Here is a 26,901-nt window from a genome sequence, read left to right on the forward strand (position 1 = left end):
GGGAGGCCGGGATCAGGCGGCGGTTGTTTCGCGCGACAGCTGCGGCACGAAATCCGGAATTGGCGGGCTGCCGGCCGACAGCGTCAGCACTTCGTAACCGGTCTCGGTGACCAGCACCATGTGTTCCCATTGCGCCGACAGCGAATGGTCGCGCGTCACGATGCTCCAGCCGTCTTTTTCCGGACCATCCTTGATGTCGCGCTTGCCGATGTTGATCATCGGCTCGATGGTGAACACCATGCCGGGCTTGAGTTCGTCAAGCGTGCCCGGGCGGCCGTAATGCAGCACCTGCGGGTCTTCATGGAACTTGGTGCCGATGCCGTGGCCGCAGAACTCGCGCACGACCGAGTAACCCTGCTTTTCGGCAAACGTCTGGATGGCGTGGCCGATGTCGCCCAAGTGGGCGCCGGGACGCACGCACATGATGCCCTTCCACATGGCGTCGTAGGTGACCTGGCACAGGCGCTTGGCGGCAATCGAGCATTCGCCGATCAGGAACATGCGGCTGCTGTCGCCGTGCCAGCCGTCCTTGATGCCAGTGACGTCCACATTGACGATGTCGCCCTTTTTCAGCGGCTTGTCGTTCGGAACGCCATGGCACACCTGATGATTGATCGAGGTGCACAGCGACTTGGGGTAGGGCGGATAGCTGGGCGGGCCATAGCCGAGCGTGGCCGGGACAGTTCCTTGCACGTCGACCATGTAGTCGTGCGCCAGCTGGTTGATTTCGTTGGTCGTCACACCGGGCTTGATGAAAGGGGTCAGATAGTCCAGCAACTCGCCGGCCAGTCTGCCCGCCACGCGCACGCCTTCGATACCGGCTGCATCTTTGTAAGTAATACTCATGGAGGAATTATCCCACTGGCGTCTGTTGCGTGCTTTTCAACGGGCAGCAAGGCTTTTGACGGTGCATCAAAGCGCGGCCGGTGCGCTGATAAAATTGCCGTTTGACGCGAACTGCGCAGATTCTGGCCTTTTGCCGGGAAGTTATTTCCAGCAAAAGGCTTCATATTCGACAAAAACAGCTTGCTGGCTGCCCTCCACCACTTTTATCCAAAAGGCCACCCGTACCGTGACCCTGCACCTGACGACTTTTGAGGGCGACGCCCACGGCATCAGCGCCCTGAGCGATTTTCGCGTCCAGCAACTTCTGCCCCGGCTGCAAGCCATCCACGACAAGATCGTCGGCATCAGCGCCCGGTTTGTGCATCTGGTCGCCACCGAAGCGACTCCTTCGCCGGACCTGAAAAACCGGCTGGCGGCCTTGCTCAGCTACGGCGAACCGTGCGCACAGCCCGCCGCAAATGCCGCCGACAACGTGTTGTTCATCGTGTCTCCGCGCTTCGGCACGGTGTCGCCGTGGGCGTCGAAAGCCACTGACATCGCGCACAACTGCGGCTTGGACGTGCGGCGTATCGAGCGCATCACCGAATACCGGCTGAGCCTGAAATCCGGCTTTTTCAGCAAATCGGCACTGACGGAATCCCAGCACGATCAGGTCGCCGCGTTGCTTCACGACCGCATGACGGAAAGCGTGGTTGCCGACCGTGCCCACGCAGAAGCGGGCTTGTTCACCGAGCTGCAGGGTGCGCCGTTGCAGACCATTGACGTACTGCAGGGCGGAAAAGCCGCGCTGCAGCAGGCCAACAGCGAGTTCGGCCTGGCACTGGCTGAAGACGAGATTGGCTATTTGGTCCAGGCCTTTACCCAGTTGCAGCGCAACCCGACCGATGTCGAGCTGATGATGTTTGCGCAGGCCAACAGCGAGCATTGCCGGCACAAGATTTTCAACGCCGATTTCACGATTGATGGTGCGCTCCAGGACAAAAGCCTGTTCGGCATGATCCGCAACACCGAGAAGCTCAACCCGCAGCACACGGTGGTGGCCTATTCAGACAACGCTTCGGTCATGGAAGGTGCGAAAATCCAGCGATTTTATGCAAAATCGGCCTCTGGCGCAGGTGTGACGGGCGCAAGCAGCTATCAAAGTTATAGCGCCATGGACGATGTGCTGACGCATGTGCTGATGAAGGTGGAAACCCATAACCATCCAACGGCGATTTCCCCGTTTCCCGGCGCATCGACCGGCGCAGGCGGTGAAATCCGCGACGAAGGCGCGACCGGGCGCGGCTCCAAACCGAAAGCCGGTTTGACAGGCTTCACGGTTTCAAAACTGTTTGACGGCGATTACGGCAAGCCCGGCCACATCGCCAGCCCGCTGCAAATCATGACGGAAGGCCCGCTGGGCGGCGCGGCGTTCAACAACGAGTTTGGCCGGCCCAACCTGAATGGCTACTTCCGCGAGTACGAGCAGACCGTCGGCGGCCAGCGCTGGGGTTACCACAAGCCGATCATGATTGCCGGCGGCGTCGGCACGATTGATGCCGAGCTGACGCACAAGATTTTGTTTCCGGCCGGCACGCTCCTGATTCAGCTGGGCGGCCCCGGCATGCGCATCGGCATGGGCGGAAGCGCCGCCAGTTCGATGGCGTCGGGCGCCAACGCGGCACAGCTCGACTTTGATTCGGTGCAGCGCGGCAACCCGGAAATCGAGCGCCGCGCGCAGGAAGTCATCAACCAGTGCGCCCAGCTGGGCCTTAGCAATCCGATCCTGGCGATTCACGATGTCGGCGCGGGCGGCTTGTCCAACGCCTTTCCCGAACTGGTGAACGACGCCGGGCGCGGGGCGCGCTTTGACCTGCGCGCCGTCAAGCTCGAAGAAAGCGGCTTGTCGCCCAAGGAAATCTGGAGCAACGAGAGCCAGGAACGCTATGTGATGGCGATTGCACCCGAGTCGCTGGCGCAATTCGAGGCGTTTTGCGAGCGCGAACGCTGCCCGTTTGCGGTGATTGGCGTGGCGACGGAAGTAAGGGAGTTGATCGTCACAGACGAAGTAAGTACTGGCCTTCCAAATCAGCCGGGGTCGCAGAACCGGCTTAGCCGGACTGCAGGCGCAGCGACCCCCTCGGGGGGCAGCGAACCACACGCAGTGGGGAGCGTGGGGATTCCAGTTCATATGCCCATGAATGTCTTGCTGGGAAAACCCCCCAAGATGCACCGCGACGTAACTACCGTGGCGCGCAAGATCAAGCCGATTGACCTGACCGGCGTTGACCTGCAAAAAAGCTGCATTGACGTGCTGATCCACCCCACCGTGGCGTCCAAGCGTTTCTTGATCACCATTGGCGACCGCACCGTGGGCGGCATGACACACCGCGACCAGATGGTCGGCCCGTGGCAGGTGCCGGTGGCCGATTGCGCGGTGACGCTGGCCGATTACCAGGGCTTTGGCGGCGAGGCCATGAGCATGGGCGAGCGCACGCCGCTGGCCGCCATGGGCTCGGGTGGGGCCGCCGCGTCCGGCCGCATGGCCGTGGCCGAAGCCATCACGAACCTGCTGGCTGCGCCGATCGAGCTGGCGCGCGTCAAGCTGTCGGCCAACTGGATGGCTGCCTGCGGCGAGCCGGGCCAGGACGCTGCGCTGTACGAGACCGTCAAGGCCGTTGGCATGGAACTGTGCCCGGCGCTGGGCGTGTCGATTCCGGTCGGCAAGGATTCGCTGTCGATGCGCACCGTCTGGAAAGACGAGGGCGATGGCGCGGCGAAAAAGGTCATCTCGCCGGTGTCGCTGATCGTCAGCGCCTTTGCCACGCTGGCCGATGTGCGCGGCACGCTCACGCCTGAGCTGAACACGGTGGAAGCCGACACGACCTTGATCCTGATCGACCTGGGCAAGGGCCAGCGCCGCATGGGTGGCTCCATCCTGGCGCAAACGCTCAATATTGAAGACGGCGAAGTCCCCGACCTGGACGACCCGCAAGACCTGGTGAATCTGGTCAATGCCATCAATGAACTGCGCGCGCAGCGCCAGATCCTGGCTTACCACGACCGCAGTGACGGCGGCCTGTTCGCCGCCGCCTGCGAAATGGCCTTTGCCGGCCATGTCGGCGTGTCGCTGAACATTGACATGCTGCTGGTCGAGGGCGACGGCATCAGCGACAGCCGCATGGAAATGGGCGACAGCAAGAACTGGGCGTCGCAGGTCAGCGGTCGCCGTGACGAGCTGACGCTCAAGGCGCTGTTCAACGAAGAACTGGGTGTGGTGATTCAGGTGGCAACGTCCGTGCGCAATGACGTGATGCAGACACTGCGCACGCACGGACTGTCCAAATTCAGCCATTTCGTCGGCAAGACCCGGCCGGCGCATGCATCCCTTGACGTCGGCAAGGGTGAAGTGCATGTCTGGCGCGACACCAAGGCAGTGTTCAAGGCCAAGCTTCAGGACCTGCACCAGGTCTGGGACGCCGTGAGCTGGAAGATTTGCCAGCAGCGTGACAACCCGGCCGGCGCGGACAGGGAACATGCGGCAGCCGGTGATCTGGCGGACCCGGGCTTGCATGTTTTCCTGCCGCCCGCCATGCGCGACGGCATTCATGCCCCGGCGCTGATGCTGTCGCGCCCGAAAGTGGCGGTCTTGCGCGAACAAGGCGTTAACTCGCATGTGGAAATGGCTTATGCCTTCACGCAAGCCGGTTTTGATGCCATCGACGTGCACATGACCGACCTGCAGACCGGCCGCGCCCGGTTGGCCAATTTTTCCGGCGTCGTCGCATGCGGGGGTTTTAGCTACGGCGACACGCTGGGCGCAGGCATCGGCTGGGCGCGTTCTATCACCTTCAATCCGCTGCTGGCCGAGCAGTTCAGCAGTTTCTTTGGCCGCAACGACACTTTTGGCCTGGGTGTGTGCAACGGCTGCCAGATGTTTGCCGAACTGGCCGACATCATTCCCGGCGCCGAGGCCTGGCCGCGCTTCACCACCAACCGCAGCGAGCGTTTCGAGGCGCGGCTGTCGATGGTCGAGGTGCTGGAATCGCCCAGCCTGTTCTTCGCCGGCATGGCGGGCATGCGTCTGCCGATTGCCGTGGCGCACGGCGAAGGCTACGCCAACTTTGCGCACCGGGGCGACGCCGGCAAGGCGATCGCGGCCATGCGCTTCACGGACAACCATGGCCAGCCAACCGAAGCCTATCCGGCCAATCCGAACGGCAGCACCGGCGGCTTGACGGCCGTCACCACATCAGACGGCCGCTTCACCGCGATGATGCCGCACCCCGAGCGGGTGTTTCGCAATGTGCAGATGAGCTGGACCAATCTGGACAAGAGCGCCGCCAGCCCCTGGATGCAGCTGTGGCACAACGCCCGCCAGTGGGTCGGTTGATCAGGCGGCTTTGACAATTATACAAGCTGCTATCGAATATATAGCAGCTTGTATTCGCCAGTCATGCGCAAAAGGCTTATTCGATGCTCAAGGTTTGTCCCAGCCAGTGCTCGGCGCCCGGTGCCAGGGCAATGACATCGGGTCCGGCATTGGCGGCCTCGATGCAGAAATAATCCTGCCAGCCATCGTCGGGCACGTCGGTCATCTGGCGCGCGCCTTCGCTGCCGGGGTTCCACACCACCACCGACCGGCTGCCATGCGTTTGCATGAGGATGCGGCGTTGCCAGCCCGCGTCGGTCAGTGTGCAGCGGCCGGTGTAGGCGCTGACGGTGTCCGGCGCTGCATGGTAAATGCGGTCGCAAGCCTGATCAAGGGCAAACGGCGCTTGCTGGACAGCGGCTTCCATGCCGCGCAGTTTGTCCCGGTAGGGCAGGCCGTCCAGGCCTTCGATGCCGATCTTCGCCGCACTGCTGACAGCAAAGTAACTGTGCAGCGCTTGCGTCAGTCGAAACGTCCGCGTGCCGAAGTTGCGGGTGTGCAGCGACTGGCTCAGCGTTTGGCCGAGCGTGATCTGCAGGCTGACCTGCAGGTGGGGCGCCAGGTCGGCAAGGCGGGCATCGGCACAAGGTTGCAGGCTCAAACTGACTCCATCGTCGCCGCTGGCATGCACTTCGCTGACTTGCCATGCAACCCGTCGCGCGGGCCCATGCTGCAACGCGTCTTCTGGCATGCCTTGCTTGGCAAACCACGGCCAGCACACCGGCACGCCGCCACGAATTGCTGCAGGCTCGGGCGGCGAGTCCGGGGACAACCAGAAAATCTCGCGTTGACCGGTGGGTACCCACGACAGCAGGTGCGCGCCGTGGAGCGCAATGATGGCGGTGCCGTGGCGTGTGGCCAGTTGCAAGGCCTCATGGCCTGCATGCTGGCAGGGGGTGATTTCAGGCGGCAGGTGCATGCCACGAATTATGGCTGTACCTGCTGTTTTTAATGTCGATCCTAATGGCCTGATGGCCAGAACACACAACCCTGGCGACGATGAATGCCCTGGCTTTGCGCCTGGCGTCCATGTCGCTGACCAAAAAGAAGTTTGCGGGGGGAGACGCTGTTACCGCGTTCTGCCCACCCTGGCCGTGTCGACCACGCCGAAATGACAAACCAATGCGAACAATGTTGCTGAATTTGGCTTCTGCAGGCGGTGAGATAGCTATGCGGCCGACCAGGCGAGTCACAAAGAAATACCTGTGCGTACACTCGGAGACATGCTTTTTCGCCGATTCGACTATCTCGACGCCCTGCGCGGCCTGGCCATCCTCTGGATGACGGCCTATCACTTGTGTTTTGACCTGAACCATTTTGGTTATCTGCAAGAGAATTTTTACTCGAATCCATTCTGGACATGGCAACGCACAGCGATCGTGACGCTGTTTCTGTTCACGGCTGGCTTGGGTCAGTCGGTGGCTTTTGATCAGCACCAGACGTGGGCGCGCTTTTGGCTGCGATGGTTTCAGGTGGCCGGTGCTGCTCTGCTGGTCAGCGCTGGCTCCTACGCCATGTATCCAGAAAGCTTTATTTATTTTGGCGTGTTGCATGGCATGGCTGTCATGCTGGTGCTCGTGCGGCTGACGGCAGGCTGGGGTCGGTGGTTGTGGCTGCTGGGCAGTGCGGCCATCGCCCTGAAGTTCATGGCCAGTGGCGCACATGCCCTGTGGCCCGCTCTTGATTTCCTGAATGACAAAACGCTGAACTGGTTGGGGTTGATCAGCCGCAAGCCTGTCACCGAAGACTATGTTCCCCTGGTTCCCTGGCTTGGCGTGGTGTGGCTGGGCATGGCGGCGGGGAACTGGATGCTGCGCGCGCGGCCACAGTGGCTGGTTGCGCATTCCACCCCAGCCCCTCGTGCCATTAGCGCGTTGGCCACACTAGGGCGGTGGAGCCTGAGCTACTACCTGCTTCACCAGCCCGTGTTGATGGGTCTGCTGACAGTTTTGAGTTTTTTGAAGTAACTTTGGCCTCACTGCATTTATTGAAGGCGTCCCGGACTGAATCGCGCCCCGTCCTGGTTTGTCAGCTTTCGCAGGAGATCAGCCAGAAAGTTGCTTGCAGGTTACATGGCCATTTTCACGGTTCATAAAATGCTTGCTTGGGCAAACGGCCACGTCCTACAAAAGGGTTTGAATCGCTTGGGTATTGTTTTTGTTGGCAATCTCGCCGGCTCACCCCCAATATTCATGCCTAAAACCAGCCCACCGGCCGATGGCCGAAAAAATACCGGAAAAAATTCTTCTGCCAGTGACACTTCCGCCAAGGCCTCTGCCCGTAATACCGACAGTGGCCCTGCCAAGCTAAACCCTGACTCAGGTGGTGACACGCAGGTTGAAAAAATGGTTCAGACCGAAACTTTGGTCGCTGCCATGCCTTTCAATTCGAGAAAATCCGCTGAACACGGATTTGCCAATGCCATCGCGCCACAGCAGGGCGCCACCGTAAAGCCCGAGTCCAGGTTGCCTACAGGCAGCACGTTGTCTGAGCACAACAGCAGTGACAAGACCGGAAGCGTCGTGCCCGAAGGCGTGAATGCTGCCATTGAGCCGCTGGACCGGGTTCGCGTGGATGCGTCGGGACAGATGCTGACCACCAACATGGGCACGCGTATTTCGGATAACCAGAATTCGCTGAAACTCGGCCTGCGTGGCCCGGTATTGCTCGAAGATTTCATCTTTCGCGAGAAGATGACGCATTTCGACCACGAACGCATTCCAGAACGCATCGTGCATGCGCGCGGTTCCGGCGCCCATGGCTATTTCGAATGCTACGAACCGCTGACGCAATACACCAAGGCCGCGCCTTTCAAGGAAGCCGGCAAGGTCACACCGGTGTTCGTGCGCTTTTCTACCGTCGCTGGCGAGCGCGGCTCCAAGGACACGGCCCGCGATGTGCGCGGGTTTGCCGTCAAGTTATACACAGACGAGGGCAACTGGGACATTGTGGGTAACAACATGCCGGTGTTCTTCATTCAGGATGCGATCAAGTTCCCCGATCTGGTACATGCCGTGAAGCCCGAGCCGCACAACCAGATCCCGCAGGCTGCCAGCGCCCACGACACCTTCTGGGATTTCGTGTCGCTGATGCCTGAATCGACGCACATGCTGATGTGGCAGATGTCGGATCGCGCCATTCCGCGCAGCTTTGCCACGATGCAGGGTTTCGGCGTTCATACCTTTCGTTTTGTCAACGACGCTGGCGAAGCGGTCTATGTCAAATTTCATTGGAATCCAAAGGCTGGCACGCATTCGCTGGTGTGGGACGAGGCCGTCAAGATTTCGGGCGCCGATCCTGACTTCCATCGCCGCGACCTGTGGGAGCGTATCGAGTCGGGTGCCTATCCGGAATGGGAACTGGCAGTGCAAATTTTCACGGAAGAACAAGCCGAGCAATTCAGCTTCGACATCCTTGATGCCACAAAGATTGTTCCGGAAGAACTGGTCCCGCTCAAGACAGTCGGGCGCATGGTGTTGAACCGCAACCCGGACAATTTCTTTGCCGAAACGGAACAAGTGGCTTTCGGAACGCAAAATATTATTCCAGGCATTGATTTCACGAACGATCCGCTTTTGACAGGACGCCACCATTCGTATGTGGACACCCAGTTGTCGCGTCTGGGCGGTCCGAACTTTCACGAAATCCCGATCAACGCCCCGATCGCTCCGATTTACAACAACCAGCGCGATGGCATTCATCGGCAGGCAATTCCTCGCGGACGGGTTTCTTATGAACCCAACTCGCTGGCAGGCGGCTGTCCGTTTCAGGCGGGTGCGGCCCAGGGCTTTGTGACCATGGCAAGACGGGCCGAGTCTCTGCAGCCTGAAGGCATGGTGCGCGGCAAGCCTGAGAAATTTGCTGACCACTACACCCAGGCCACGCTGTTCTATGAAAGCCAGACCTTGTCTGAAAAGGCGCACATTGCTGCTGCTTTTCGCTTCGAGTTGAGCAAGGTCACGGTGCCGGCGATTCGTCAGCGCACTGTGTCGATGCTGCGCAATGCGTCGGAAGAGCTGGCAGAAAAAGTGGCGGCGGGCTTGGGCATGGAACACATGCCGGACGCCATGCCGCTGGCTTTGGCGCAGCCTGCAGCACCCGAGGTAACCGTTTCACCGATGTTGTCGCTCATGGCGCGACCGGGTGATGGCAGCATCAGGGGGAGGAAGATTGCCTTGCTGATCGCGCGGGGTGTGGTGGCAAAGTCCATGGCGCAGGTGCAGTCTGCGTTACTGGCCGAAGGCGCTGTGGCGCGCTTGGTGGCGCCCCATATCGGTTCTGTGGCGGCGGTGGACGGTGAGGTTTTGCAGGCGGATGCTTCGCTTGAAAATGAACCCGGTTTCCTGTTCGATGCGCTGGTTCTTCCTGATGGCCAAGCGGGTGTGGATGCACTGGCGATGGACGGTCACACGATGGAGTTCATCAAGGACCAGTACCGGCATGGCAAGACGATTCTGGTACTGGGCGCTTCAGCGGCGCTGATGGAAAAAGCCGGTATTCCAAGTGCCTTGCCCGATGGAAAACCCGATACCGGCATCATCGCCGGGCCACCGGAAAGCACTGCCAATGCGATAGAGAAGTTCCTCAAGGGCGTTGCGCAACACCGCCATCCGCAGCGAGAAACCGATCCTCCGAGCGTGTAGTGGCGCGACTGACATAAAAAAACGCGGCCTTGGCCGCGTTTTTTTATGATTCAAGCACTCTGCTTATTCGATCTTGGCTTTCTTGCGCAAATCTTCCTGGAAGGCTGCGAGCTTTTGCTGCTGCATCTGCTGGGCAATTTGCGGCTTGACTTCTTCAAACGCAGGCAGTTGCGCCGAGCGGATGTCGTCCACCCGGATGATGTGATAGCCGAATTGCGACTTGACCGGCTTATCGGTCGTCTGGCCTTTGCTCAACTTGAGCAGCGCTTCGGTGAATTCAGGCACGTAGCTGGACGGATTGGCCCAGTCCAGATCGCCGCCCTTGGCGCCGGAGCCTGGGTCTTTCGATTGCTTTTTGGCGATGTCCTCGAACTTGCCGCCTTTTTTCAGGCTCGCAATGATGGCATTCGCTTCAGACTCCTTTTCGACCAGGATGTGGCGTGCCTTGTATTCCTTGCCGCCGTTGGCCGCCGCAAATTTGTCGTATTCGGCCTTCAGGTCGGCATCGGTGACCGGATTGGTCTTTTGGTAATTGGCGAACAGTTCGCGGATCATCAGGGTCTGGCGGGCCAGTTCCATTTGCGCCTTGAAGTCGTCGCTGGCAGCAATTCCCTGCTTTTCGGCTTCCTGCATGAACACTTCACGGGCAATGACTTCTTCGCGCAATTGCCCTTCCATTTCCGGCGTGACCGGGCGACCGGCCTTGGCAACTTGCTGGGCCAGTGCGTCCAGCCGGGTTTTGGGAACAGCCTTGCCATTGACGATGGCAAGGTTTTGGGCCATGGCGCCAGCGCTCAGCGCCAGCAGGCTCGCCATGGCCGTGGCCAATAAAATTTGTTTCTTCATGATCAAGGGGAAATCTTTAGAAAGGATGGTTGAGGAGAAGGATGGTTCCAGCCGGCAGGCCGGTACTGTTGCAAAAGATCCTGGCGGGTCGGTTTGAACCGAAGACCCTCAAGCGTCTTTAACGATTTCAATGGCCAGCGCATGCAGGCCCTGGTCGATGAAATTTTGCATTGCATCATACACAAGCCTGTGGCAGGCCACCCGGCTCTTGCCGGCAAATGCGGGGCTGGCAATGCGAACCCGAAAATGCGAACCGAATCCCTGGGCATTGGCACCCGAATGGCCGGCATGGGCAGCGCTTTCGTCCAGAACTTCCAGCTGGGTCGGTGCAAGGCGCAAGCGGAGTTGCTGCTCGATTTCCTTGACGCGCACGGGCAGGGCGGTGTTTTCACTGGGAGCGTTGCTCATGGTGTGGTGTCCGGCTTGATGTGCTTGTTAAGAAAAAATGCCTGCGCCAGGATGAACACCAGCATCAGGCCCATGCCACCGAACAACTTGAAATTGACCCAGGTGCTGGTAGGAAAGTTGAAGGCCACCCACAAATTGATGAGCCCCATGACGGCGAAAAATGCCACCCAGCTGAAGTTGACCTTGCGCCACACCGCATCGGGCAGGCTCATCTGGGCGCCCATCAGCGACTTGATGCCGTTTTTCCGGAACACCAGTTCGCCCACCAGCAGTGACGCGCCCATCACCCAGTAAAGCACCGTCGGCTTCCACTTGATGAAGCTTTCGCTGTGAAAGTAGATAGTGGCACTGCCCAGCGCCGTGACCAGCCCGAGGCTGATCCAGAGCATCGTGTCCACCTTGCGGCGGCTCGCCTTGAGCCACAGGATTTGCGCCAGGGTGGCCACAATCACGACCACCGTGGCCAGCAGCACCGGTGCCTCGGCCGGGCCAACGACACCGCCCGACACCATGAAGCCCAGCCAGTCAGTGGCGGCGCTGGCTGCCCAGTCCTTGTTGCCTTCGGCGTACTTGAACATGCCGAAGAACAAGGCAATCGGCAAGAAATCGAACAAAATTTTCATGGCGTGATTATGGCGGAGCGGTTTTGGTTTTAAAGAAGCACCAGAGGCTCATTCCGGAATTCGCAAAACAGCCAGTCATGGTGCTGGAACGCGTTTTAGACCAGCAGGGGCCGCGGAACCGGCTTAGCCGGGCCGCTGGCGCAGCGGACCCCTCGGGGGGCAGCAAACCACACGCAGTGGGGAGCGTGGGGGTTCAACGCTTCTTGAAATCGAGCGAAGCAGAGTTCATGCAATAGCGCAGACCGGTATCGGTCGGTCCATCGGGAAACACGTGGCCCAGGTGCGCGCCGCAATTGGCGCAAACCGTCTCGGTGCGCGTCATGCCGTGGGCGCGGTCCACATGTTCTTCAATTGCGCTGTCCTTGATTTCCTCGGAAAAGCTCGGCCAGCCGCAGCCCGCGTCGAACTTGGCCGACGAGTTGAACAGCTCGGCGTCGCAGCAGATGCAGCGGTAGGTGCCTTCGGCCTGGTTGGTATCGTATTTGCCGGTGAACGGGCGCTCGGTCGCGGCATGGCGGGTGACATCGAAAGCCACGGGTTCCGCGCCTTTTTCAGCCAGTACGGCTTTCCATTCGGCATCGGTTTTCTGGATTTTGGCGCTCATGATCTGGTTCCTGTTCTATGGGATTAGTGGTGGGCGTGAGGAGTGATTACGAACTGCAGCTGATGGAGATCGACGAAGCCCAATCAGGCGGAAAGCCGGCCAGAGGCTCCTGCCCGGGATGTTCGTCGAACGGCGCCTGCAGCAAAGCAAGCAAGGTGTCGACTTTTGAAAAGTCTTTGAGCTTCGCCGCCTGGATGGCTTCTTCGCCCAAGTGGTTACGCAGCACGTATTTCGGATTGGATTTAAGCATCAAATCGGCTCTTTGCGCAATATCCACGGCCGTTATTCGCTCTGAATATTGTAGCGCCCAGGCATTGAACGATTCCAGGTCGAAAAACAGGTCGCGCACCGGCTCATGGCCGCTTTGCGCGGTGAAGTTGCCCAACCGGCGCCAGAAGATCGTGTAGTCCACCTTGTTGGCCGCCAGCAGCCGGAAGGTGTTTTCAATCAACGCCTGGTCGCCTTCCTGCGCATCAGGCAAGCCCAGCTTGGCACGCATCCGGGCCTGCAGGGCTTCGGGAAACACGGTTTTAAACGATTCCAGTGCAGCCAGCGCGTCTTCCTGGTTGTCAATCAGTGGCAGCAAGGCCTGGCCCAGGCAAAACAGGTTCCAGTACGCCATATTGGGCTGCTTGTTGTAGGCATAGCGGCCCTGTTCGTCCGAATGGTTGCAAATATGGCCGGGGTCGAACGCATCAAGAAACTGGAACGGGCCGTAGTCAATCGTCAGGCCGAGGATGCTCATGTTGTCGGTGTTCATCACGCCGTGGCAAAAGCCGACGGCCTGCCAGGCCGCCACCATGTGTGCAGTGCGTTCGCTGACCGCCTGAAGAAAGGCCGCATAGGGCTGCTTCGCTTCCCGGCATTCGGGATAAAAACGGTCGATGACGTAATCGGCCAGGGCTTTCAACTGTTCAGGCTGGTTGCGGTAGCTGAAATGTTCGAAGTGGCCGAAACGAATAAAGCTTGGCGCGGTTCGCGTCACGACGGACGCGGTTTCAATTTCTTCACGACGCACCGGGGCGTCGGAGCCGGTCACGCACAGTGCGCGAGTGGTCGGTATGCCCAACCCATGCATGGCTTCGGAACACAAAAATTCACGGATCGAGCTGCGCAACACAGCACGGCCATCGCCCATGCGTGAATACGGTGTTTTGCCCGCGCCCTTGAGCTGGATTTCGCGGGGTCCCTTCGGCGTCTGCAACTCGCCGAGCAGGATGGCCCGGCCATCGCCCAGTTGACCAGCCCAGACGCCGAACTGGTGTCCGCTGTACACACTGGCCAGCGGCCGCGTGCCTTGCAGTTGCTGATTTCCGGTGAGGGCGGCCAGTACGTCGGCCGATTCGAGCCACTCGTCCTGCAACCCCAGTTCGCGGGCCAGCGCGCGGTTGCGTCCGACCCAATAGGGCGTAGGCAGCGGACGGGGCTGCAGTTCGGTATAAAAATCCGGGCCCAGCGTGGCAAATGAATGGGTCCAGACCCGATCAGGCACGGCAGACGGCGGGTGGATGAAGGAAGGTGTGTCGAAGGCAGTGCTCATGACTTTATTGTGCAATGCGGCAAGCAGCCCTGTGCAGCAAGGGGTAAGTATTGTGTTTTGGCATGCAGGCTGTCGCCAAGGAGCGCCAAATACGGACTTTCCCGAGGCGGGTCGGGAATATCGGCCTGTACCATGCACACAGGTTTAAAAATTTTCATGACATGCCCGGCCGGGCAATAAAAAAAGGACGCAGACGATGTTAGGTTTAATGCAGAACCAGCCCTTGCTGATTTCATCACTGATCGAGTTTGCTGCGCGCCACCATGGCGACGCTGAAATCGTCTCGCGCCGGGTCGAGGGTGACATCCACCGCTACACCTACCGTGAATCCGCCCGGCGCTCGCGCCAGGTGGCGCATGCGCTGAATGCGTTGAATCTGGCATTTGGTGACCGGGTGGCGACGCTGGCCTGGAACGGCTACCGGCATTTCGAGCTGTACTACGGCGTCAGCGGTTCGGGCCGGGTGCTGCACACCATCAACCCGCGCCTGCACCCCGAGCAGATTGCCTGGATTGCCAACCATGCCGAAGACCAGGTGCTTTGTTTTGACCTGAGCTTCCTGCCGCTGGTGCAGGCGGTGCATGCCAACTGCACCACCATCAAACATTACATCGCCCTGTGCGATGCCGACAAGCTGCCTGCGGATTCAGGCATTCCCAACCTGCAAAGCTACGAAAGCTGGATGGGCGGGCAACCGGGCGATTACGACTGGCCGACTTTCGATGAAAACACAGCGTCGAGCATGTGCTACACCAGCGGCACCACCGGCCATCCCAAGGCGGCGCTGTACAGCCACCGCTCCAGCACGCTGCATGCGTTTGCGGCGGCCTTGCCCGACGTGATGAGCATTTCTGCGCGCGATGCGATTTTGCCGGTCGTGCCGATGTTCCACGTCAATGCTTGGGGCATTCCGTATTCAGCGGCGCTGACCGGCGCCAAACTGGTGTTTCCCGGCCCGGCAATGGACGGCAAGTCGGTGTACGAGTTGATCGAAGCCGAAAAAGTCACCTACGCGGCTGGCGTGCCGACTGTCTGGCAGATGCTGCTGACGCACATGAAACCCCAAGGACTGCGTTTCTCCACCTTGCGCCGGACAGTGATTGGCGGCTCGGCGTGCCCGCCAGCCATGATCAAGGCGTTCAACGATGACTACGGCGTGGAAGTGCTGCATGCCTGGGGCATGACCGAGATGAGTCCGCTGGGCACGTTGTGCACCCTGAAGAACAAGCACGACAGTCTGTCTGACGACGAGAAGATGAAAATTCGCCTCAAGCAGGGGCGAGCCATTTATGGCGTGGACATGAAAATCGTTGACAGCGCGGGCAAGGAACTGCCCTGGGATGGCAAGACCTATGGCGACCTGCTGGTCAAGGGGCCGTGGATCATCCGTGAATACTACAAGGGCACAAGCGACCCGCTGGTGGATGGCTGGTTTCCGACCGGCGATGTGGCAACCATTGACGCCGACGGCTACATGCAGATCACCGACCGCAGCAAGGACGTGATCAAGTCGGGCGGTGAATGGATCAGCTCGATCGACATCGAAAACATCGCCGTGGCGCATCCCTCGGTGCTCATGGCCGCATGCATCGGCATGGTGCATCCGAAATGGGACGAGCGGCCTATCGTTGCCGTTGTGAAAAAACCGGGCATGGACGTGAGCCGCGATGAACTGCTGGCTTTCTACGAGGGCAAGACCGCCAAATGGCAGATTCCTGATGACGTGGTGTTCGTCGATGCCATTCCCCTGGGCGCGACCGGAAAGATGCTCAAGACGCGCCTGCGCGAGCTGCTCAAGGATTACCAGTTGCCAGAAATCCAAAAGTGATCGACGTGTTGGCCCCAGCCAGTCACGCGAGCGACATGAGATAGGGCATTCCCTGACAGGATGCAAAGCCTTTTCCCCTAACCTTTGCCGTTGACCCGTTTCGTTAACTCGCCGTTTCATAAATTATTCAGGAGACAAGGGATGACAACCCAGCGCAATTTTGTTCGCAGGCACATTGGTATTGCCATGGCGGTATCGGCCCTGCTTTGCTCGGGGCTGAGCCTGGCCCAGACGCCCGCGCCTGCCAAGGCAGCTGCGCCGGCAGCTGGCGCGGTGAACCTGAACCAGACGGTGAAAATCGCCTGGCTCGACCCCTTGTCCGGTTTGATGGCAGCGGTGGGAAACAACCAGCTCAAGAGCTTCCAGTTCCTGGCTGAGCGTTTCAGCCAGAAAAACAAGGCCGGCGTGAAGTTCGAGATCATCGGCATCGACAACAAGCTCAGCCCGCAGGAAACCACCAACGCGCTCAAGTCGGCCATTGACCAGGGCGCCCGCTATGTGGTGCAGGGCAACGGCTCCGGCCCGGCGCTGGCCATCATTGATGCGCTGTCCAAGTACAACGAGCGCAATCCGGGCAAGGAAGTCGTTTACCTGAACTATGCCGCTGTCGACCCGGACCTGACCAACAGCAAGTGCGACTACTGGCATTTCCGGCTTGATGCGGACACCTCGATGAAGATGCAGGCACTGACGGCCTTCATGAAGGACCAGACTGACATCAAGAAGGTCTACCTGATCAACCAGAACTACTCGCACGGCCAGCAGGTTTCGAAGTTTGCCAAGGCCAACCTGGCCACCAAGCGGCCCGACATCCAGATTGTTGGCGACGACCTGCATCCGCTGGCACAGGTGCGCGATTTCGCTCCCTATGTTGCCAAGATCAAGCAGTCGGGTGCCGACACCGTCATCACCGGAAACTGGGGCTCGGACCTGGCGCTGCTGATCAAGGCTGCCAACGAGGCCGGTTTGGACAACGTGAAGTTCTACACCTACTATGGCGGCGTCACCGGCACGCCATCTGCCATGGGCGCTGCTGCGGCCGGTCGGGTTTATCAGGTTTCCTACAACCACCTCAACCTGGGTGGCGACATCCAGCAGGCAATGGCTGAATTCAAGAAAAAGTTTGATGACGACATGTACACCGGCGCCATCTACCACGCCTTCAGCATCCTGACCGAAGCCATGGCCCAGGCCAAGTCAACCGAGCCCGCGCTGGTCGCCAAGGCCATGGAGGGCCTGCGCTTCAAGAGCTTCAACGGGGAGGTCGAAATGCGCAAGTCTGATCATCAGTTGCAGCAGGGCCTGTTCATTGACCGCTGGGAAAAAGCCGGCGGCAAATACCCGTATGACGCTGAAAACACCGGATACACATTTGTGCCGGTGAAGTACTACGAAGCCTATGTGGCCAGCACGCCGACCTCGTGCCAGATGAAGCGGCCTTCCTGAAAAGGCAGTTTCCAAGGCCTTTGACTTAAAGCTGACAAGCGCTGATAGACCAACTTTCATCCTCCAAGGCCCGACAAGCTCGGGCCTTTCTAATTATTTTCCGGGCACGACACAATGAATCTGGAGTTTTTCACTATCTCCATGCTCAATGGACTGAGCTACGGGCTGCTGCTGTTCATGCTCAGTTCCGGCCTGACGCTCATTTTCAGCATGATGGGCGTGCTCAATTTCGCCCATGCTTCCTTTTATATGGTGGGCGCCTATGTCGCCTACAGCCTGTCGCAGGTCGTCGGCTTCTGGTGGGCGCTGCTGGTGGCGCCGCTGGTAGTGTTTGCCCTCGGAGCGGCTTTCGAGCGCTTTTGCCTGCGCAAGGTCCACAAGTTTGGCCATGTGCCGGAACTGCTGGTGACCTTTGGCTTGTCTTACCTGTTACTCGAACTGGTACAGCTCATCTGGGGCCGGGCGGCGGTCAACTATGTGCTGCCCGAAGGCTTGAAGGGGTCGCTGTTCACGGTGTTTGGCACCGACTTTCCCAAGTCGCGCGCTTTCATCATGTTTGTATCGCTCGCCATGCTGGCCAGCATCTGGCTGCTGCTGACGCGCACCCGCATCGGGCTGGTGATCCAGGCGGCGCTGACGCACCCCGAAACCGCGCAAGCCCTGGGCCACAACGTACCCCGTGTGTTCATGCTGGTGTTTGGCGGCGGCGCGGCGTTGGCCGGGCTGGCTGGCGTGGTCAGTGGCAACACCTTCATCACCGAGCCTGCCATGGCCGGCTCGGTCGGCCCCATTATCTTTGTGGTAGTGGTGGTGGGCGGCATGGGCTCGCTCAGCGGTGCTTTTCTGGCGTCCATCCTGATCGGCCTGATCCAGACTTTTGCCGTGGCCATGGACCAGTCGCTGATGACGCTGCTCGGCCATTTCAATTACGCAGTGACGCCTGAATCGTTTGGCTATCCGCTGCTCAAGCTCACCATTTCGCAGGTGGCACCCATCCTGCCATTTTTGTTTCTGGTACTGATTCTGATTTTCCGGCCCAAGGGTCTTCTGGGTACGCGGGAAGGTTAAGGAAACCAGCACATGACATCCACCACAATTTCAAACACATCAGGCAAGCATTACCAGTTCAGACCCATGAACATTGGCCGCTGGCTGATCTGGTCGCTGTATGCGCTGATGCTGATCGCCGCGCCGCTGCTGTTCAAGAGCAGCCTGTCGCTGACCATGCTGTCGCAGGCCGGCTATCTGGTCATCATCTGCCTGAGCTACAACATCTTGCTGGGGCAGGGCGGCATGCTCAGCTTCGGCCATGCGGTATATGCCGGGTTGGGATCATTCCTGGCGATCCATGCCATGAACCTGGCGGCCAGCGGCCGGTTTTATATCCCGCTCAGCCTGATACCGCTTGTCGGCGGTCTGTCAGGGCTGTTCTTTGCCGTATTGCTGGGCTATGTCACCACCAAGAAAGCCGGCACCACCTTCGCCATGATCACGCTGGGCGTGGGCGAACTGGTGTTTTCCATGTCGTTGATGTTTCCTGAGTTTTTTGGCGGGGAAGGCGGCATCACCACGAACCGTGCCTATGGCCAGCCGTTCATGGGCATCACATTCGGTCCGCAAATTCAGGTGTATTACCTGATTGCCCTGTACTGCTTTGTCTGCACCGCCGCCATGTTCGCCTTCACCCGGACACCGTTGGGCCGCATCTTGAACGCTGTACGCGACAACCCCGAGCGCGTCGAGTTCATCGGCTACAACACACAGCGCGTGCGCTACTACGCCTTCATCATTGCAGGCTTCTTTGCCGGCATCGGTGGCGGGCTGGCTGCCATCAACTCGGAAATCGTCACTGCCGAGGTGGTCAGCGGCGTGCGTTCGGGCAGCTTGCTGCTGTTTACCTTCCTGGGCGGCGCCACCTTCTTTTTCGGGCCGATCATCGGGGCCGGGCTGCTGGTGCTGGCCCTGATACTGCTGTCGGAGTTGTCCATGGCCTGGCTGCTGTATGTCGGCCTGATCTTTTTGTTCATGGTGATGTACGCGCCCGGCGGTCTGGCCAGCCTGATCATGATGAACCTGCGGGTTGCCTCATTTGGCAAACTCAGGCAACTCTGGCCAGCTTACCTGGCGCTGGCTGTCACTGCACTGGCTACGCTGATGGGCGCTGCTGCCATGGTCGAGATGATTTACCACATGCAACTCAATGCCGCAGTCGGACCAGAACTGAAGTTCATGGGCTTGACACTCAATGCCACCCGGCCCGGCACCTGGATAGTGTCGGCTCTTGTTTTCCTGGTCGGTCTGGGGCTGTTCGAACTGGTGCGGCGCAAGTTCCGGGTGCAATGGAGCCGTATTCAGGACGAGATTGAAACCGAAATCAAGCGCCGGGAGCTGCTATGAAATTTGACAGTGCTGCACATGCCAGCCCTGCGCTGGAGCTTAAAAACCTTCGAAAAAGCTTTGGCAAGACCGAGATCATTCGCGGTATCAACCTGACTGTGAATCAGGGGGAGCGGGTGGCCATCATCGGGCCGAACGGCGCTGGCAAATCGACGCTGTTCAACCTGATCAGCGGGCGCTTCGAGCCCAGCAGCGGCGAGGTGCTGCTGAACGGCCAGCGCATCAACGGCAAGAAGCCGTTCGAGATCAACCGCATGGGGCTGTCGCGCAGTTTCCAGATCACCAACATCTTTCCCAAGCTCAGCGTGTTCGAGAACTTGCGTTGCGGTGTGCTGTGGAGCCTGGGCTACAAATACACCTTCCTTAAATTTTTGGCCAATCTGGACGACGCCAATGCCAGGGCTGACGAACTGATGGCCATGATCAAGCTCGACAAGAAGCGCGATGTGCTCGCGACCAACCTGACTTATGCCGAGCAGCGCGCGTTGGAAATCGGCATCACGATCGCGGGCGGCGCCGGCGTCATCCTGCTGGACGAACCGACGGCGGGCATGAGCCGCTCCGAGACCAGCCGATTCATCACCCTTATCAAGGAAGTCACAGTGGGCAAGACGCTGCTGACGGTCGAGCACGACATGGGCGTGGTGTTTGGTCTGGCCGACAAAATCGCCGTGGTGGTCTATGGAGAAATCATCGCCTTCGACGTGCCCGAAGCCGTTCGCGCCGACCAGCGGGTGCAGGAAGCCTACCTGGGCTCGTCGGTGGCAGATGCGCAAGAGCAGGGACACTGACATGCAACATGACCACAAAAGCGGCACCGCTGATTCCATGCTCAAACTCACCGACCTGCATGCTTACTATGGCAAGAGCCATGTGCTGCATGGCGTTTCTTTCGACGTCCGGCCGGGTGAAATCGTCGCCTTGCTGGGCCGTAACGGCTCGGGTCGATCTACCACTGCCAAAGCCATCATGGGCCTGGTTGATTGCAAGGGTTCCGTCCTCTGGAAAAATACGGAAATCGTTGGCAAAAAGGCCTACCAGATTGCCCATCTTGGCTTGGGCTACGTGCCCGAGAACCGGGATATTTTCCCCAAGCTCACCGTTCAGCAGAACCTGTTGCTCGGCCAGAAGGGTGGCAGCAAGGGCTCGCGCTGGTCGTTCGATGACATGTATGCTTTGTTCCCCCGGTTGCGCGAGCGCCAGCACACCGAAGCCGGCGTGCTGTCAGGCGGCGAGCAACAGATGCTCACGCTGTGCCGCACGCTGATGGGCGATCCGGACCTGATCATCATTGACGAGCCAACCGAAGGGCTGGCGCCGAAGATCGTCGAGCTGGTTGGCCAGTACCTTCAAACCCTCAAGGCCAAGGGCATTTCGGTGCTCCTGATCGAGCAGAAACTGACGATTGCGATGACTATTTCGGATCGTGCACTGGTCATGGGTCATGGCAGCATCGTGTTCGACGGCACGCCCGACAGCCTGCGCGCCGATGACTACATCCGAAAAGAGTGGCTGGAGGTTTAACAAGTCGGCCGGTTTGTCACGGCAGGGACAAAAACCGGGTAAACCCGCACCCTCCATGCTGTTTGACTCCCGCAAGCCTCCCTACAATGATAAAAGAACGACCGTACTATTTCTGTCCAGATGGCCGGACACCAGAACCGGACCAGCGCCCCTAGAAACGTCAATACTGAAACTTCAATCAAGGAAAGAACCAACCCATGACAACCCTCTACGAAGTTCACGGCTCGGTGGCGCTGATCACCCTGAGCAATCCGCCGGTCAACGGACTTGGCCATGCCACCCGGCTGAGCATCACCGACAACCTGCAAAAAGCCAACGACGACGACGCGGTCAAGTCCATCGTCATCACCGGCGCTGGCAAGGCGTTTTCGGGGGGTGCCGACATCAAGGAGTTCGGTTCGCCCAAGGCCCTGCAGGAACCCAATCTGCTGAGCGTCATCGTGGCAATTGAAAAATCCCCCAAGCCCGTGGTGGCCGCGATTCATTCAGTTTGCATGGGCGGCGGTCTGGAACTGGCGCTGGGTTGCCATTACCGCATCGCCGCACCGGGCTGCAGCGTGGCGCTGCCGGAAGTCAAGCTTGGGCTGCTGCCGGGCGCGGGTGGAACCCAGCGTTTGCCGCGCGCCCTGGGTGTAGAGCCGGCGCTGAACATGATCGTCAGCGGCGAGCCGGTCAAGAGCGAAATGCTGGCGCAAATCCCGGGCCAGAAACTGTTCGACAAACTGTCCTCGTCACCCGATACCCTGGCCGAAGAGGCATTTGCCTTTGCCCAGGCAATCGCCGAAACGCGTCCCCTGCCGCTGGTGCGTGACTTGCCGTGCAAGCATCGCAACGGCGATGCCTATTTCCAGTTTGCGCGCAACATGGTCAAGGGCATGGCGAAAAACTTTCCCGCGCCGCTCAAGTGCGTTGATGCGGTGGAAGCGGCAACCAGGCAAAAGTTCGAAGACGGCATGCGCATCGAGCGTGAGCTGTTCACCAACCTGATGTTCACGCCCGAAAGCCGCGCGCTGCGCCATGTCTTCATGGCTGAACGTGCAGCATCAAAAATACCTGATGTGCCAGCAGACACTGCACAACGTGCTATCAACTCAATAGCGGTCATCGGCGCCGGCACCATGGGTGGCGGCATTGCGATGAACTTCCTGAACGCCGGTATCCCCGTCAAAATGCTGGAGATGAAGCAGGACGCGCTGGACCGGGGCATTGCCACCATGCGCAAAAACTACGAGTCGCAGGTCAAGAAGGGCAAGCTCAAGCAGGACAAGTACGAAGAGCGCATGGGCCTGCTCAGCACCACGCTGAGCTACGACGACCTGAAAGACGCCGACATGGTGATCGAAGCCGTGTTTGAGGAAATGGGCGTGAAGGAAAAGGTGTTCACCGAACTCGACCGCGTCATGAAGCCGGGCGCAATTCTGGCTTCCAACACTTCCACGCTTGATTTGAACCAGATCGCGTCGTTTACCAAGCGTCCCGAAGATGTGGTCGGCCTGCATTTCTTCAGCCCGGCCAACATCATGAAATTGCTTGAAGTGGTGCGTGGCGACAAGACCGCCAAGTACGTCATGGCCACGGTCATGGCGGTGGCCAAGAAAATCCGCAAGACGGCCGTGGTGTCGGGCGTGTGCGATGGTTTCATCGGCAACCGCATGATCGAGCAGTACGGCCGCCAGGGCGGGTTCTTGCTCGACGAGGGCTGCACGCCCGCGCAGGTCGACAAGGCGATTGAAAAATTCGGTTTTGCCATGGGGCCGTTCCGCATGGGCGATTTGGCGGGCAACGACATTGGCTGGGCCATTCGCAAGCGCCGCTACCAGGAAAAGCCGGACATGAAGTACAGCAAGACCGCAGACCTGCTGTGCGAGAAAGGCCGCTTTGGGCAAAAAACCGGCGCCGGCTGGTACGACTACGTGGCCGGCAAGCGCGACGCCATTCCAAACCAGGAAGTGGTCAGCATGATTGAGGCGCACCGCAACTCGCTGGGCATCACACCGCGCAAGATTTCTGACGATGAAATCGTCCAGCGCCTGGTGTATTCGCTGGTCAACGAGGCCGCGCATATTCTGGAAGAAGGCATCGCCTCCAAGGCCAGCGACATCGACATGGTCTACCTGATGGGTTATGGCTTTCCGCTTTACCGTGGTGGCCCCATGCTTTATGCCGACCAGGTGGGTCTTTTCAACGTGGTGCAGGCCATGAACCGCTTTGCTAAAAATCCGCTTGACGATGCCAGTTTCTGGCAGCCCGCGCCGCTGCTGGCCCGGCTGGCGGCTGAAGGCAAGACTTTCAACTGATTTGCTGTCCATAACGCCAAGCCCCTAATTCGGAGATTTTCATGACCTCAGCTGTAATTGTTTCCACCGCCCGAACCCCTCTCGCCAAGAGCTGGAAGGGCGCTTTCAACATGACGCACGGCGCCACGCTGGGCGGCCATGCCGTCCAGCATGCCATTGCACGCGCCGGCATTGAGGCGGGTGAAGTCGACGACATCATCATCGGCTGCGCCACGCCCGAAGGCGCGACCGGTGCCAACATCGCCCGGCAGATAGCCCTGCGCGCCGGTTGCCCGGTCAGCGTGTCGGGCATGACCGTCAACCGCTTTTGCTCGTCCGGCCTGCAGGCCATTGCGCTGGCGTCGCAGCGCATCATCGCTGGCGAGGCCGATATTTACGTGGCCGGCGGCGTGGAAAGCATCTCCTGCGTCCAGCAGGAAATGAACACCCACATGCTGCGTGAAGACTGGCTGGCCAAGAACAAGCCCGAGATTTACTGGAACATGCTGCAGACCGCCGAGCAGGTCGCCAAGCGCTACCAGATCAGCCGCGAACGCATGGACGAATACGGCGCCGGCAGCCAGCAAAAAGCCACTGCCGCACTGGCAGCCGGCCTGTTCGAGGCTGAAATTGCCCCGATCACTGTGACCGCCGGGATCGCCGACAAGGTGATGGGCCTGATCACCAAACAGGTCACCGTGAGCCAGGACGAGGGCATCCGCGCCGGCACCACCCAGGAAGGCATCAGCGGCCTGCGCTCGGCCATTCCCGGCGGTTTGATCTCGGCCGGCAATGCCAGCCAGTTCTCGGACGGGGGCGGTGCCGTGGTCGTCATGGATGAAACAGTTGCCGAGCGAAAAGGACTCAAGCCCTTGGGCCGCTTCCTCGGCTTTGCCGTCGCCGGCTGCGAGCCCGACGAAATGGGCATCGGACCGGTGTTCGCCATTCCCAAGGTACTGGCCAAGCTCGGCTTGAGTGTGGGCGACATCGATTTGTGGGAACTGAATGAAGCCTTTGCCGTGCAGGTGCTGTATTGCGCTGACAAGCTGGGCATTCCGATGGACCGGCTCAACGTCAACGGTGGCGCGATTGCCGTCGGCCACCCTTACGGCGTCACTGGCCAGCGCCTGACCGGCCATGCGCTGATCGAAGGCAAGCGGCGCGGCGCCAAGCGCGTTTGCGTGACCATGTGTATCGGCGGCGGCATGGGCGCTGCGGGTATTTTTGAAGTGCTGTAACACCGGTTTGGCAGCAAACCTGTCCGGTATGCCGAAGAAATCGCAAGCACTGGCTCCAGCAAGGTTGCACGTCTTCAGACGAATCCACTACTTTCTTGCAGCCTGGTTTGCGATTTAGCCTTTGTATTGAGGATCACCCCATGAGTTTGCGTTCTACTCTCGATTTTCTGCTTTACCCCTGGCTGGCCGCTGAGTCGCTCAACCAGCGCGAGCGCTTTGCCGACCACAGCCGCGAAACCTTTGACGCGGTGTTCGACACCTGCGAGCGCATCGCGCGTGAGAAATACGCGCCGTTCAACCGCCTGGTCGATACGCAGGAGCCGCATTTCGACGGTGAAAAAGTCATCCTGCCGCAAGCCACGCACGACGCGCAAAAGGCTTATGCCGCATCCGGCATGCTCAGCGCCGCGCAGGACTATGAGGTGGGCGGCATGCAGCTGCCTTACACGGTCGAAGCCGCCGCCAATGCTTTTTTTGCCATGGCGTCGGTCAGCATGGGTTCGAGCCTGCTGACGACGGGCAATGCCAATTTGCTGATGGTGCATGGCTCGCCGATGCAAAAGGACGTGTTCGCCAAAAATGAATTTTCGGGCCGCTTTTCGGGAACCATGTGCTTGTCAGAGCCCCAGGCCGGCTCGTCGCTGAGCGACATCACCACTCGGGCAGTACCCGACGGCGATGACTTTGATGCCGATCCACTCGGCCCGCGCTATCGCCTCAAGGGCAACAAGATGTGGATTTCGGCCGGTGAGCATGAGCTGACCGACAACATCATCCACCTGGTACTGGCCAAGATTCCCGGCCCTGACGGCCGCCTGATTCCAGGCACCAGAGGCATCTCTTTGTTCATCGTTCCCAAAAAAATGGTTGGCACCGATGGAGAATTGACCGGCGTGCGCAACGACGTGGCGCTGGCCGGGCTGAACCACAAGCTTGGCTGGCGCGGCACGACCAACACACTGCTTAACTTTGGCGAAGGCAAGTACCCGGTCAATGGCCAGGCGGGTGCGGTGGGCTACCTCGTCGGCAAGCCGCATGAAGGACTGCGCTGCATGTTCCACATGATGAACGAGGCGCGTATCGCCATCGGCATGGCGGCCACCATGCTGGGCATGGCGGGCTATCACGCGTCGCTCGACTACGCCAGGAACCGGCCACAGGGCAGACCCATGACGGGCGCCGGCAAGGACGCCTCGGCACCGCAGAGCCGCATCATCGAGCATGCCGATGTCAAGCGCATGCTGCTGGCGCAAAAATCGTATTGCGAAGGCGCGTTGGCGCTGGAGTTGTACTGCGCCCGGCTGGTCGATGAGCAGCACACCGGCACGCTCCAGGCGGCTGACGAGGCACGGTTACTGCTCGAAGTGCTGACACCGATTGCCAAGAGCTGGCCCAGCGAATGGTGCCTCGAAGCCAATTCGCTGGCCATCCAGGTGCTCGGTGGCTACGGCTACACGCGTGATTTTCCGGTCGAGCAGTATTGGCGCGACAACCGGCTCAACATGATCCACGAAGGTACCCACGGCATTCAGGCGATGGATTTGCTGGGCCGAAAGGTGCTGATGGAGGGTGGCAAAGGGTTTGATTTGCTGGCCGCGCGCATCACAGCCACCGCAGCGCGTGCCAGCCACTTGCCCGAACTCGTTGCCCATGCCGACGCGCTGGCCGATGCGCTGCAGCAAGTCCGCGAAGCCACACGCGCGGCCTGGGCTACCGGCGAGCCTGGCGAAGCGCTGGCCAATGCCGTGCCCTACATGCAGGCCTTTGGCCATACCGTGCTGGCTTGGGTGTGGCTGGACGTAGCGCTGGCCGTGCAAGCGGCAGATGCTACACAATCAATAGCTGAAAATGCAGGCAGAATGGGCGCGATGCATTACTTTTACCATTATGAGCTGCCAAAAACAGCTGCCTGGCTCCAAGTGGTTTCCAACCGCGACCGCACCTGCGCCGACTTTCCAGAAGCGTCTTTCTGATGAGTTATTTCAAGAAATCGGCTGGAACCGAGGTCAACAAATCTCTGGCACGCCTCGGTGCCCTGACCTGGACATTGATCTATGCAGGCCTGTTGGCTCTGGTGTGGGGCGTCTGGGTCGAACCCAATGACGAGGACACCGGCTGGCTGATGATGTCCGGCGGCGCGCTGGCGGCTGCCATCGGATTTTTTCTGATCTACATTCGTTCAAGAATAAAAAACTGACCCCGTATGGAGTTGGAAGCTGAATAAAACATTTTCCTGCTTCCGTCCTGCCAAAAAATTCAACAAACCCTGCA

At 59.7% G+C, this 26,901-nt stretch carries 20 protein-coding genes; 13 read left to right on the forward strand and 7 right to left on the reverse strand.

From position 1 onward, the window contains the following. Positions 1-12 precede the first annotated feature (12 nt). Positions 13-846: a type I methionyl aminopeptidase gene (gene map / locus IWX87_RS12790; RefSeq protein ID WP_196863901.1), complete on the reverse strand. Its 834-nt coding sequence runs from the start codon at positions 844-846 to the stop codon at positions 13-15. A 226-nt stretch (positions 847-1,072) separates the two neighbouring features. On the opposite strand from map, the gene purL reads away from it, so the two are divergent. Continuing rightward, positions 1,073-5,218, forward strand: coding sequence for a phosphoribosylformylglycinamidine synthase (gene purL, locus IWX87_RS12795; protein ID WP_196863902.1), 4,146 nt, complete (start codon positions 1,073-1,075; stop codon positions 5,216-5,218). A gap of 76 nt (positions 5,219-5,294) precedes the next feature. Here purL and IWX87_RS12800 read toward each other — a convergent pair whose 3' ends face one another. Further along, positions 5,295-6,176 (reverse strand): D-hexose-6-phosphate mutarotase, encoded by an 882-nt coding sequence (locus tag IWX87_RS12800; RefSeq protein ID WP_196863903.1) that lies wholly within the window; start codon positions 6,174-6,176, stop codon positions 5,295-5,297. Between the two features lie 304 nt (positions 6,177-6,480). Between IWX87_RS12800 and IWX87_RS12805 the strand changes: the two genes are divergently transcribed. Further along, on the forward strand, positions 6,481-7,224 hold the full coding sequence (locus IWX87_RS12805; RefSeq protein ID WP_196863936.1) for a heparan-alpha-glucosaminide N-acetyltransferase: 744 nt from the start codon (positions 6,481-6,483) through the stop codon (positions 7,222-7,224). A gap of 225 nt (positions 7,225-7,449) precedes the next feature. Further along, positions 7,450-9,900, forward strand: a complete 2,451-nt coding sequence (locus IWX87_RS12810) for a catalase (protein ID WP_280757488.1) — start codon at positions 7,450-7,452, stop codon at positions 9,898-9,900. A gap of 63 nt (positions 9,901-9,963) precedes the next feature. Here IWX87_RS12810 and IWX87_RS12815 read toward each other — a convergent pair whose 3' ends face one another. The 5 genes from IWX87_RS12815 to IWX87_RS12835 form a co-directional block, all read right to left on the reverse strand. Beyond that, positions 9,964-10,746: a peptidylprolyl isomerase gene (locus tag IWX87_RS12815; protein WP_196863905.1), complete on the reverse strand. Its 783-nt coding sequence runs from the start codon at positions 10,744-10,746 to the stop codon at positions 9,964-9,966. A gap of 108 nt (positions 10,747-10,854) precedes the next feature. Beyond that, a complete protein-coding gene (locus IWX87_RS12820) occupies positions 10,855-11,154 on the reverse strand; it encodes a BolA family transcriptional regulator (RefSeq protein ID WP_196863906.1) in 300 nt (99 codons plus the stop codon). Beyond that, the gene (locus tag IWX87_RS12825; protein WP_196863907.1) at positions 11,151-11,777 is read right to left on the reverse strand and encodes a septation protein A; all 627 of its coding nucleotides are present in this window, start codon (positions 11,775-11,777) and stop codon (positions 11,151-11,153) included. Before IWX87_RS12825 ends, IWX87_RS12820 begins: the two co-directional genes overlap by 4 nt. Before the next feature lie 193 nt (positions 11,778-11,970). Further along, complete coding sequence (msrB, locus tag IWX87_RS12830; RefSeq protein WP_196863908.1) at positions 11,971-12,381, reverse strand: peptide-methionine (R)-S-oxide reductase MsrB; 411 nt, start codon at positions 12,379-12,381, stop codon at positions 11,971-11,973. 46 nt (positions 12,382-12,427) lie between these two features. Continuing rightward, a complete protein-coding gene (locus IWX87_RS12835; RefSeq protein WP_196863909.1) occupies positions 12,428-13,921 on the reverse strand; it encodes a YdiU family protein in 1,494 nt (497 codons plus the stop codon). Between the two features lie 196 nt (positions 13,922-14,117). Here IWX87_RS12835 and IWX87_RS12840 point away from each other — a divergent pair, with 196 nt between their 5' ends. From IWX87_RS12840 to IWX87_RS12885, 10 genes are all read left to right on the forward strand, one after another. Beyond that, entirely contained in the window at positions 14,118-15,749 is a 1,632-nt protein-coding gene (locus IWX87_RS12840; RefSeq protein ID WP_196863910.1) for a 3-(methylthio)propionyl-CoA ligase, read from the forward strand. A 141-nt stretch (positions 15,750-15,890) separates the two neighbouring features. After that, positions 15,891-17,195, forward strand: coding sequence for a branched-chain amino acid ABC transporter substrate-binding protein (locus tag IWX87_RS12845; protein ID WP_196863911.1), 1,305 nt, complete (start codon positions 15,891-15,893; stop codon positions 17,193-17,195). A 114-nt stretch (positions 17,196-17,309) separates the two neighbouring features. Then, positions 17,310-18,263 (forward strand): branched-chain amino acid ABC transporter permease, encoded by a 954-nt coding sequence (locus IWX87_RS12850; RefSeq protein WP_196863912.1) that lies wholly within the window; start codon positions 17,310-17,312, stop codon positions 18,261-18,263. Between the two features lie 12 nt (positions 18,264-18,275). Continuing rightward, positions 18,276-19,592 carry a branched-chain amino acid ABC transporter permease gene (locus tag IWX87_RS12855; RefSeq protein ID WP_196863913.1) on the forward strand — a complete coding sequence of 439 codons (1,317 nt, stop codon included), beginning with the start codon at positions 18,276-18,278 and terminating at the stop codon, positions 19,590-19,592. Beyond that, on the forward strand, positions 19,589-20,383 hold the full coding sequence (locus IWX87_RS12860) for an ABC transporter ATP-binding protein (RefSeq protein ID WP_196863914.1): 795 nt from the start codon (positions 19,589-19,591) through the stop codon (positions 20,381-20,383). The genes IWX87_RS12855 and IWX87_RS12860 overlap by 4 nt, the downstream gene beginning before the upstream one ends. A gap of 37 nt (positions 20,384-20,420) precedes the next feature. After that, positions 20,421-21,116, forward strand: a complete 696-nt coding sequence (locus tag IWX87_RS12865; protein ID WP_196863937.1) for an ABC transporter ATP-binding protein — start codon at positions 20,421-20,423, stop codon at positions 21,114-21,116. Positions 21,117-21,313: 197 nt separating this feature from the next. After that, on the forward strand, positions 21,314-23,413 hold the full coding sequence (locus tag IWX87_RS12870) for a 3-hydroxyacyl-CoA dehydrogenase NAD-binding domain-containing protein (RefSeq protein ID WP_196863915.1): 2,100 nt from the start codon (positions 21,314-21,316) through the stop codon (positions 23,411-23,413). 41 nt (positions 23,414-23,454) lie between these two features. Further along, positions 23,455-24,630, forward strand: coding sequence for an acetyl-CoA C-acyltransferase (locus tag IWX87_RS12875; protein WP_196863916.1), 1,176 nt, complete (start codon positions 23,455-23,457; stop codon positions 24,628-24,630). Positions 24,631-24,770: 140 nt separating this feature from the next. Next, entirely contained in the window at positions 24,771-26,603 is a 1,833-nt protein-coding gene (locus IWX87_RS12880) for an acyl-CoA dehydrogenase (RefSeq protein WP_196863917.1), read from the forward strand. Then, positions 26,603-26,827 carry a hypothetical protein gene (locus tag IWX87_RS12885; protein ID WP_196863918.1) on the forward strand — a complete coding sequence of 75 codons (225 nt, stop codon included), beginning with the start codon at positions 26,603-26,605 and terminating at the stop codon, positions 26,825-26,827. Before IWX87_RS12880 ends, IWX87_RS12885 begins: the two co-directional genes overlap by 1 nt. Positions 26,828-26,901 lie beyond the last annotated feature (74 nt).

Source organism: Polaromonas sp. CG_9.7, assembly GCF_015752205.1.
Taxonomy (GTDB): Bacteria; Pseudomonadota; Gammaproteobacteria; order Burkholderiales; family Burkholderiaceae_C; genus Polaromonas.

Bases quoted from the DNA above. Each gene is read 5' to 3' on its own strand.
- map (WP_196863901.1), bottom strand. From the start codon at position 846: ATGAGTATTACTTACAAAGATGCAGCCGGTATCGAAGGCGTGCGCGTG.
- IWX87_RS12800 (WP_196863903.1), bottom strand. From the start codon at position 6,176: ATGCACCTGCCGCCTGAAATCACCCCCTGCCAGCATGCAGGCCATGAG.
- IWX87_RS12805 (WP_196863936.1), top strand. From the start codon at position 6,481: ATGCTTTTTCGCCGATTCGACTATCTCGACGCCCTGCGCGGCCTGGCC.
- IWX87_RS12810 (WP_280757488.1), top strand. From the start codon at position 7,450: ATGCCTAAAACCAGCCCACCGGCCGATGGCCGAAAAAATACCGGAAAA.
- IWX87_RS12815 (WP_196863905.1), bottom strand. From the start codon at position 10,746: ATGAAGAAACAAATTTTATTGGCCACGGCCATGGCGAGCCTGCTGGCG.
- IWX87_RS12820 (WP_196863906.1), bottom strand. From the start codon at position 11,154: ATGAGCAACGCTCCCAGTGAAAACACCGCCCTGCCCGTGCGCGTCAAG.
- IWX87_RS12825 (WP_196863907.1), bottom strand. From the start codon at position 11,777: ATGAAAATTTTGTTCGATTTCTTGCCGATTGCCTTGTTCTTCGGCATG.
- msrB (WP_196863908.1), bottom strand. From the start codon at position 12,381: ATGAGCGCCAAAATCCAGAAAACCGATGCCGAATGGAAAGCCGTACTG.
- IWX87_RS12835 (WP_196863909.1), bottom strand. From the start codon at position 13,921: ATGAGCACTGCCTTCGACACACCTTCCTTCATCCACCCGCCGTCTGCC.
- IWX87_RS12840 (WP_196863910.1), top strand. From the start codon at position 14,118: ATGTTAGGTTTAATGCAGAACCAGCCCTTGCTGATTTCATCACTGATC.
- IWX87_RS12845 (WP_196863911.1), top strand. From the start codon at position 15,891: ATGACAACCCAGCGCAATTTTGTTCGCAGGCACATTGGTATTGCCATG.
- IWX87_RS12850 (WP_196863912.1), top strand. From the start codon at position 17,310: ATGAATCTGGAGTTTTTCACTATCTCCATGCTCAATGGACTGAGCTAC.
- IWX87_RS12855 (WP_196863913.1), top strand. From the start codon at position 18,276: ATGACATCCACCACAATTTCAAACACATCAGGCAAGCATTACCAGTTC.
- IWX87_RS12860 (WP_196863914.1), top strand. From the start codon at position 19,589: ATGAAATTTGACAGTGCTGCACATGCCAGCCCTGCGCTGGAGCTTAAA.
- IWX87_RS12865 (WP_196863937.1), top strand. From the start codon at position 20,421: ATGCTCAAACTCACCGACCTGCATGCTTACTATGGCAAGAGCCATGTG.
- IWX87_RS12870 (WP_196863915.1), top strand. From the start codon at position 21,314: ATGACAACCCTCTACGAAGTTCACGGCTCGGTGGCGCTGATCACCCTG.
- IWX87_RS12875 (WP_196863916.1), top strand. From the start codon at position 23,455: ATGACCTCAGCTGTAATTGTTTCCACCGCCCGAACCCCTCTCGCCAAG.
- IWX87_RS12880 (WP_196863917.1), top strand. From the start codon at position 24,771: ATGAGTTTGCGTTCTACTCTCGATTTTCTGCTTTACCCCTGGCTGGCC.
- IWX87_RS12885 (WP_196863918.1), top strand. From the start codon at position 26,603: ATGAGTTATTTCAAGAAATCGGCTGGAACCGAGGTCAACAAATCTCTG.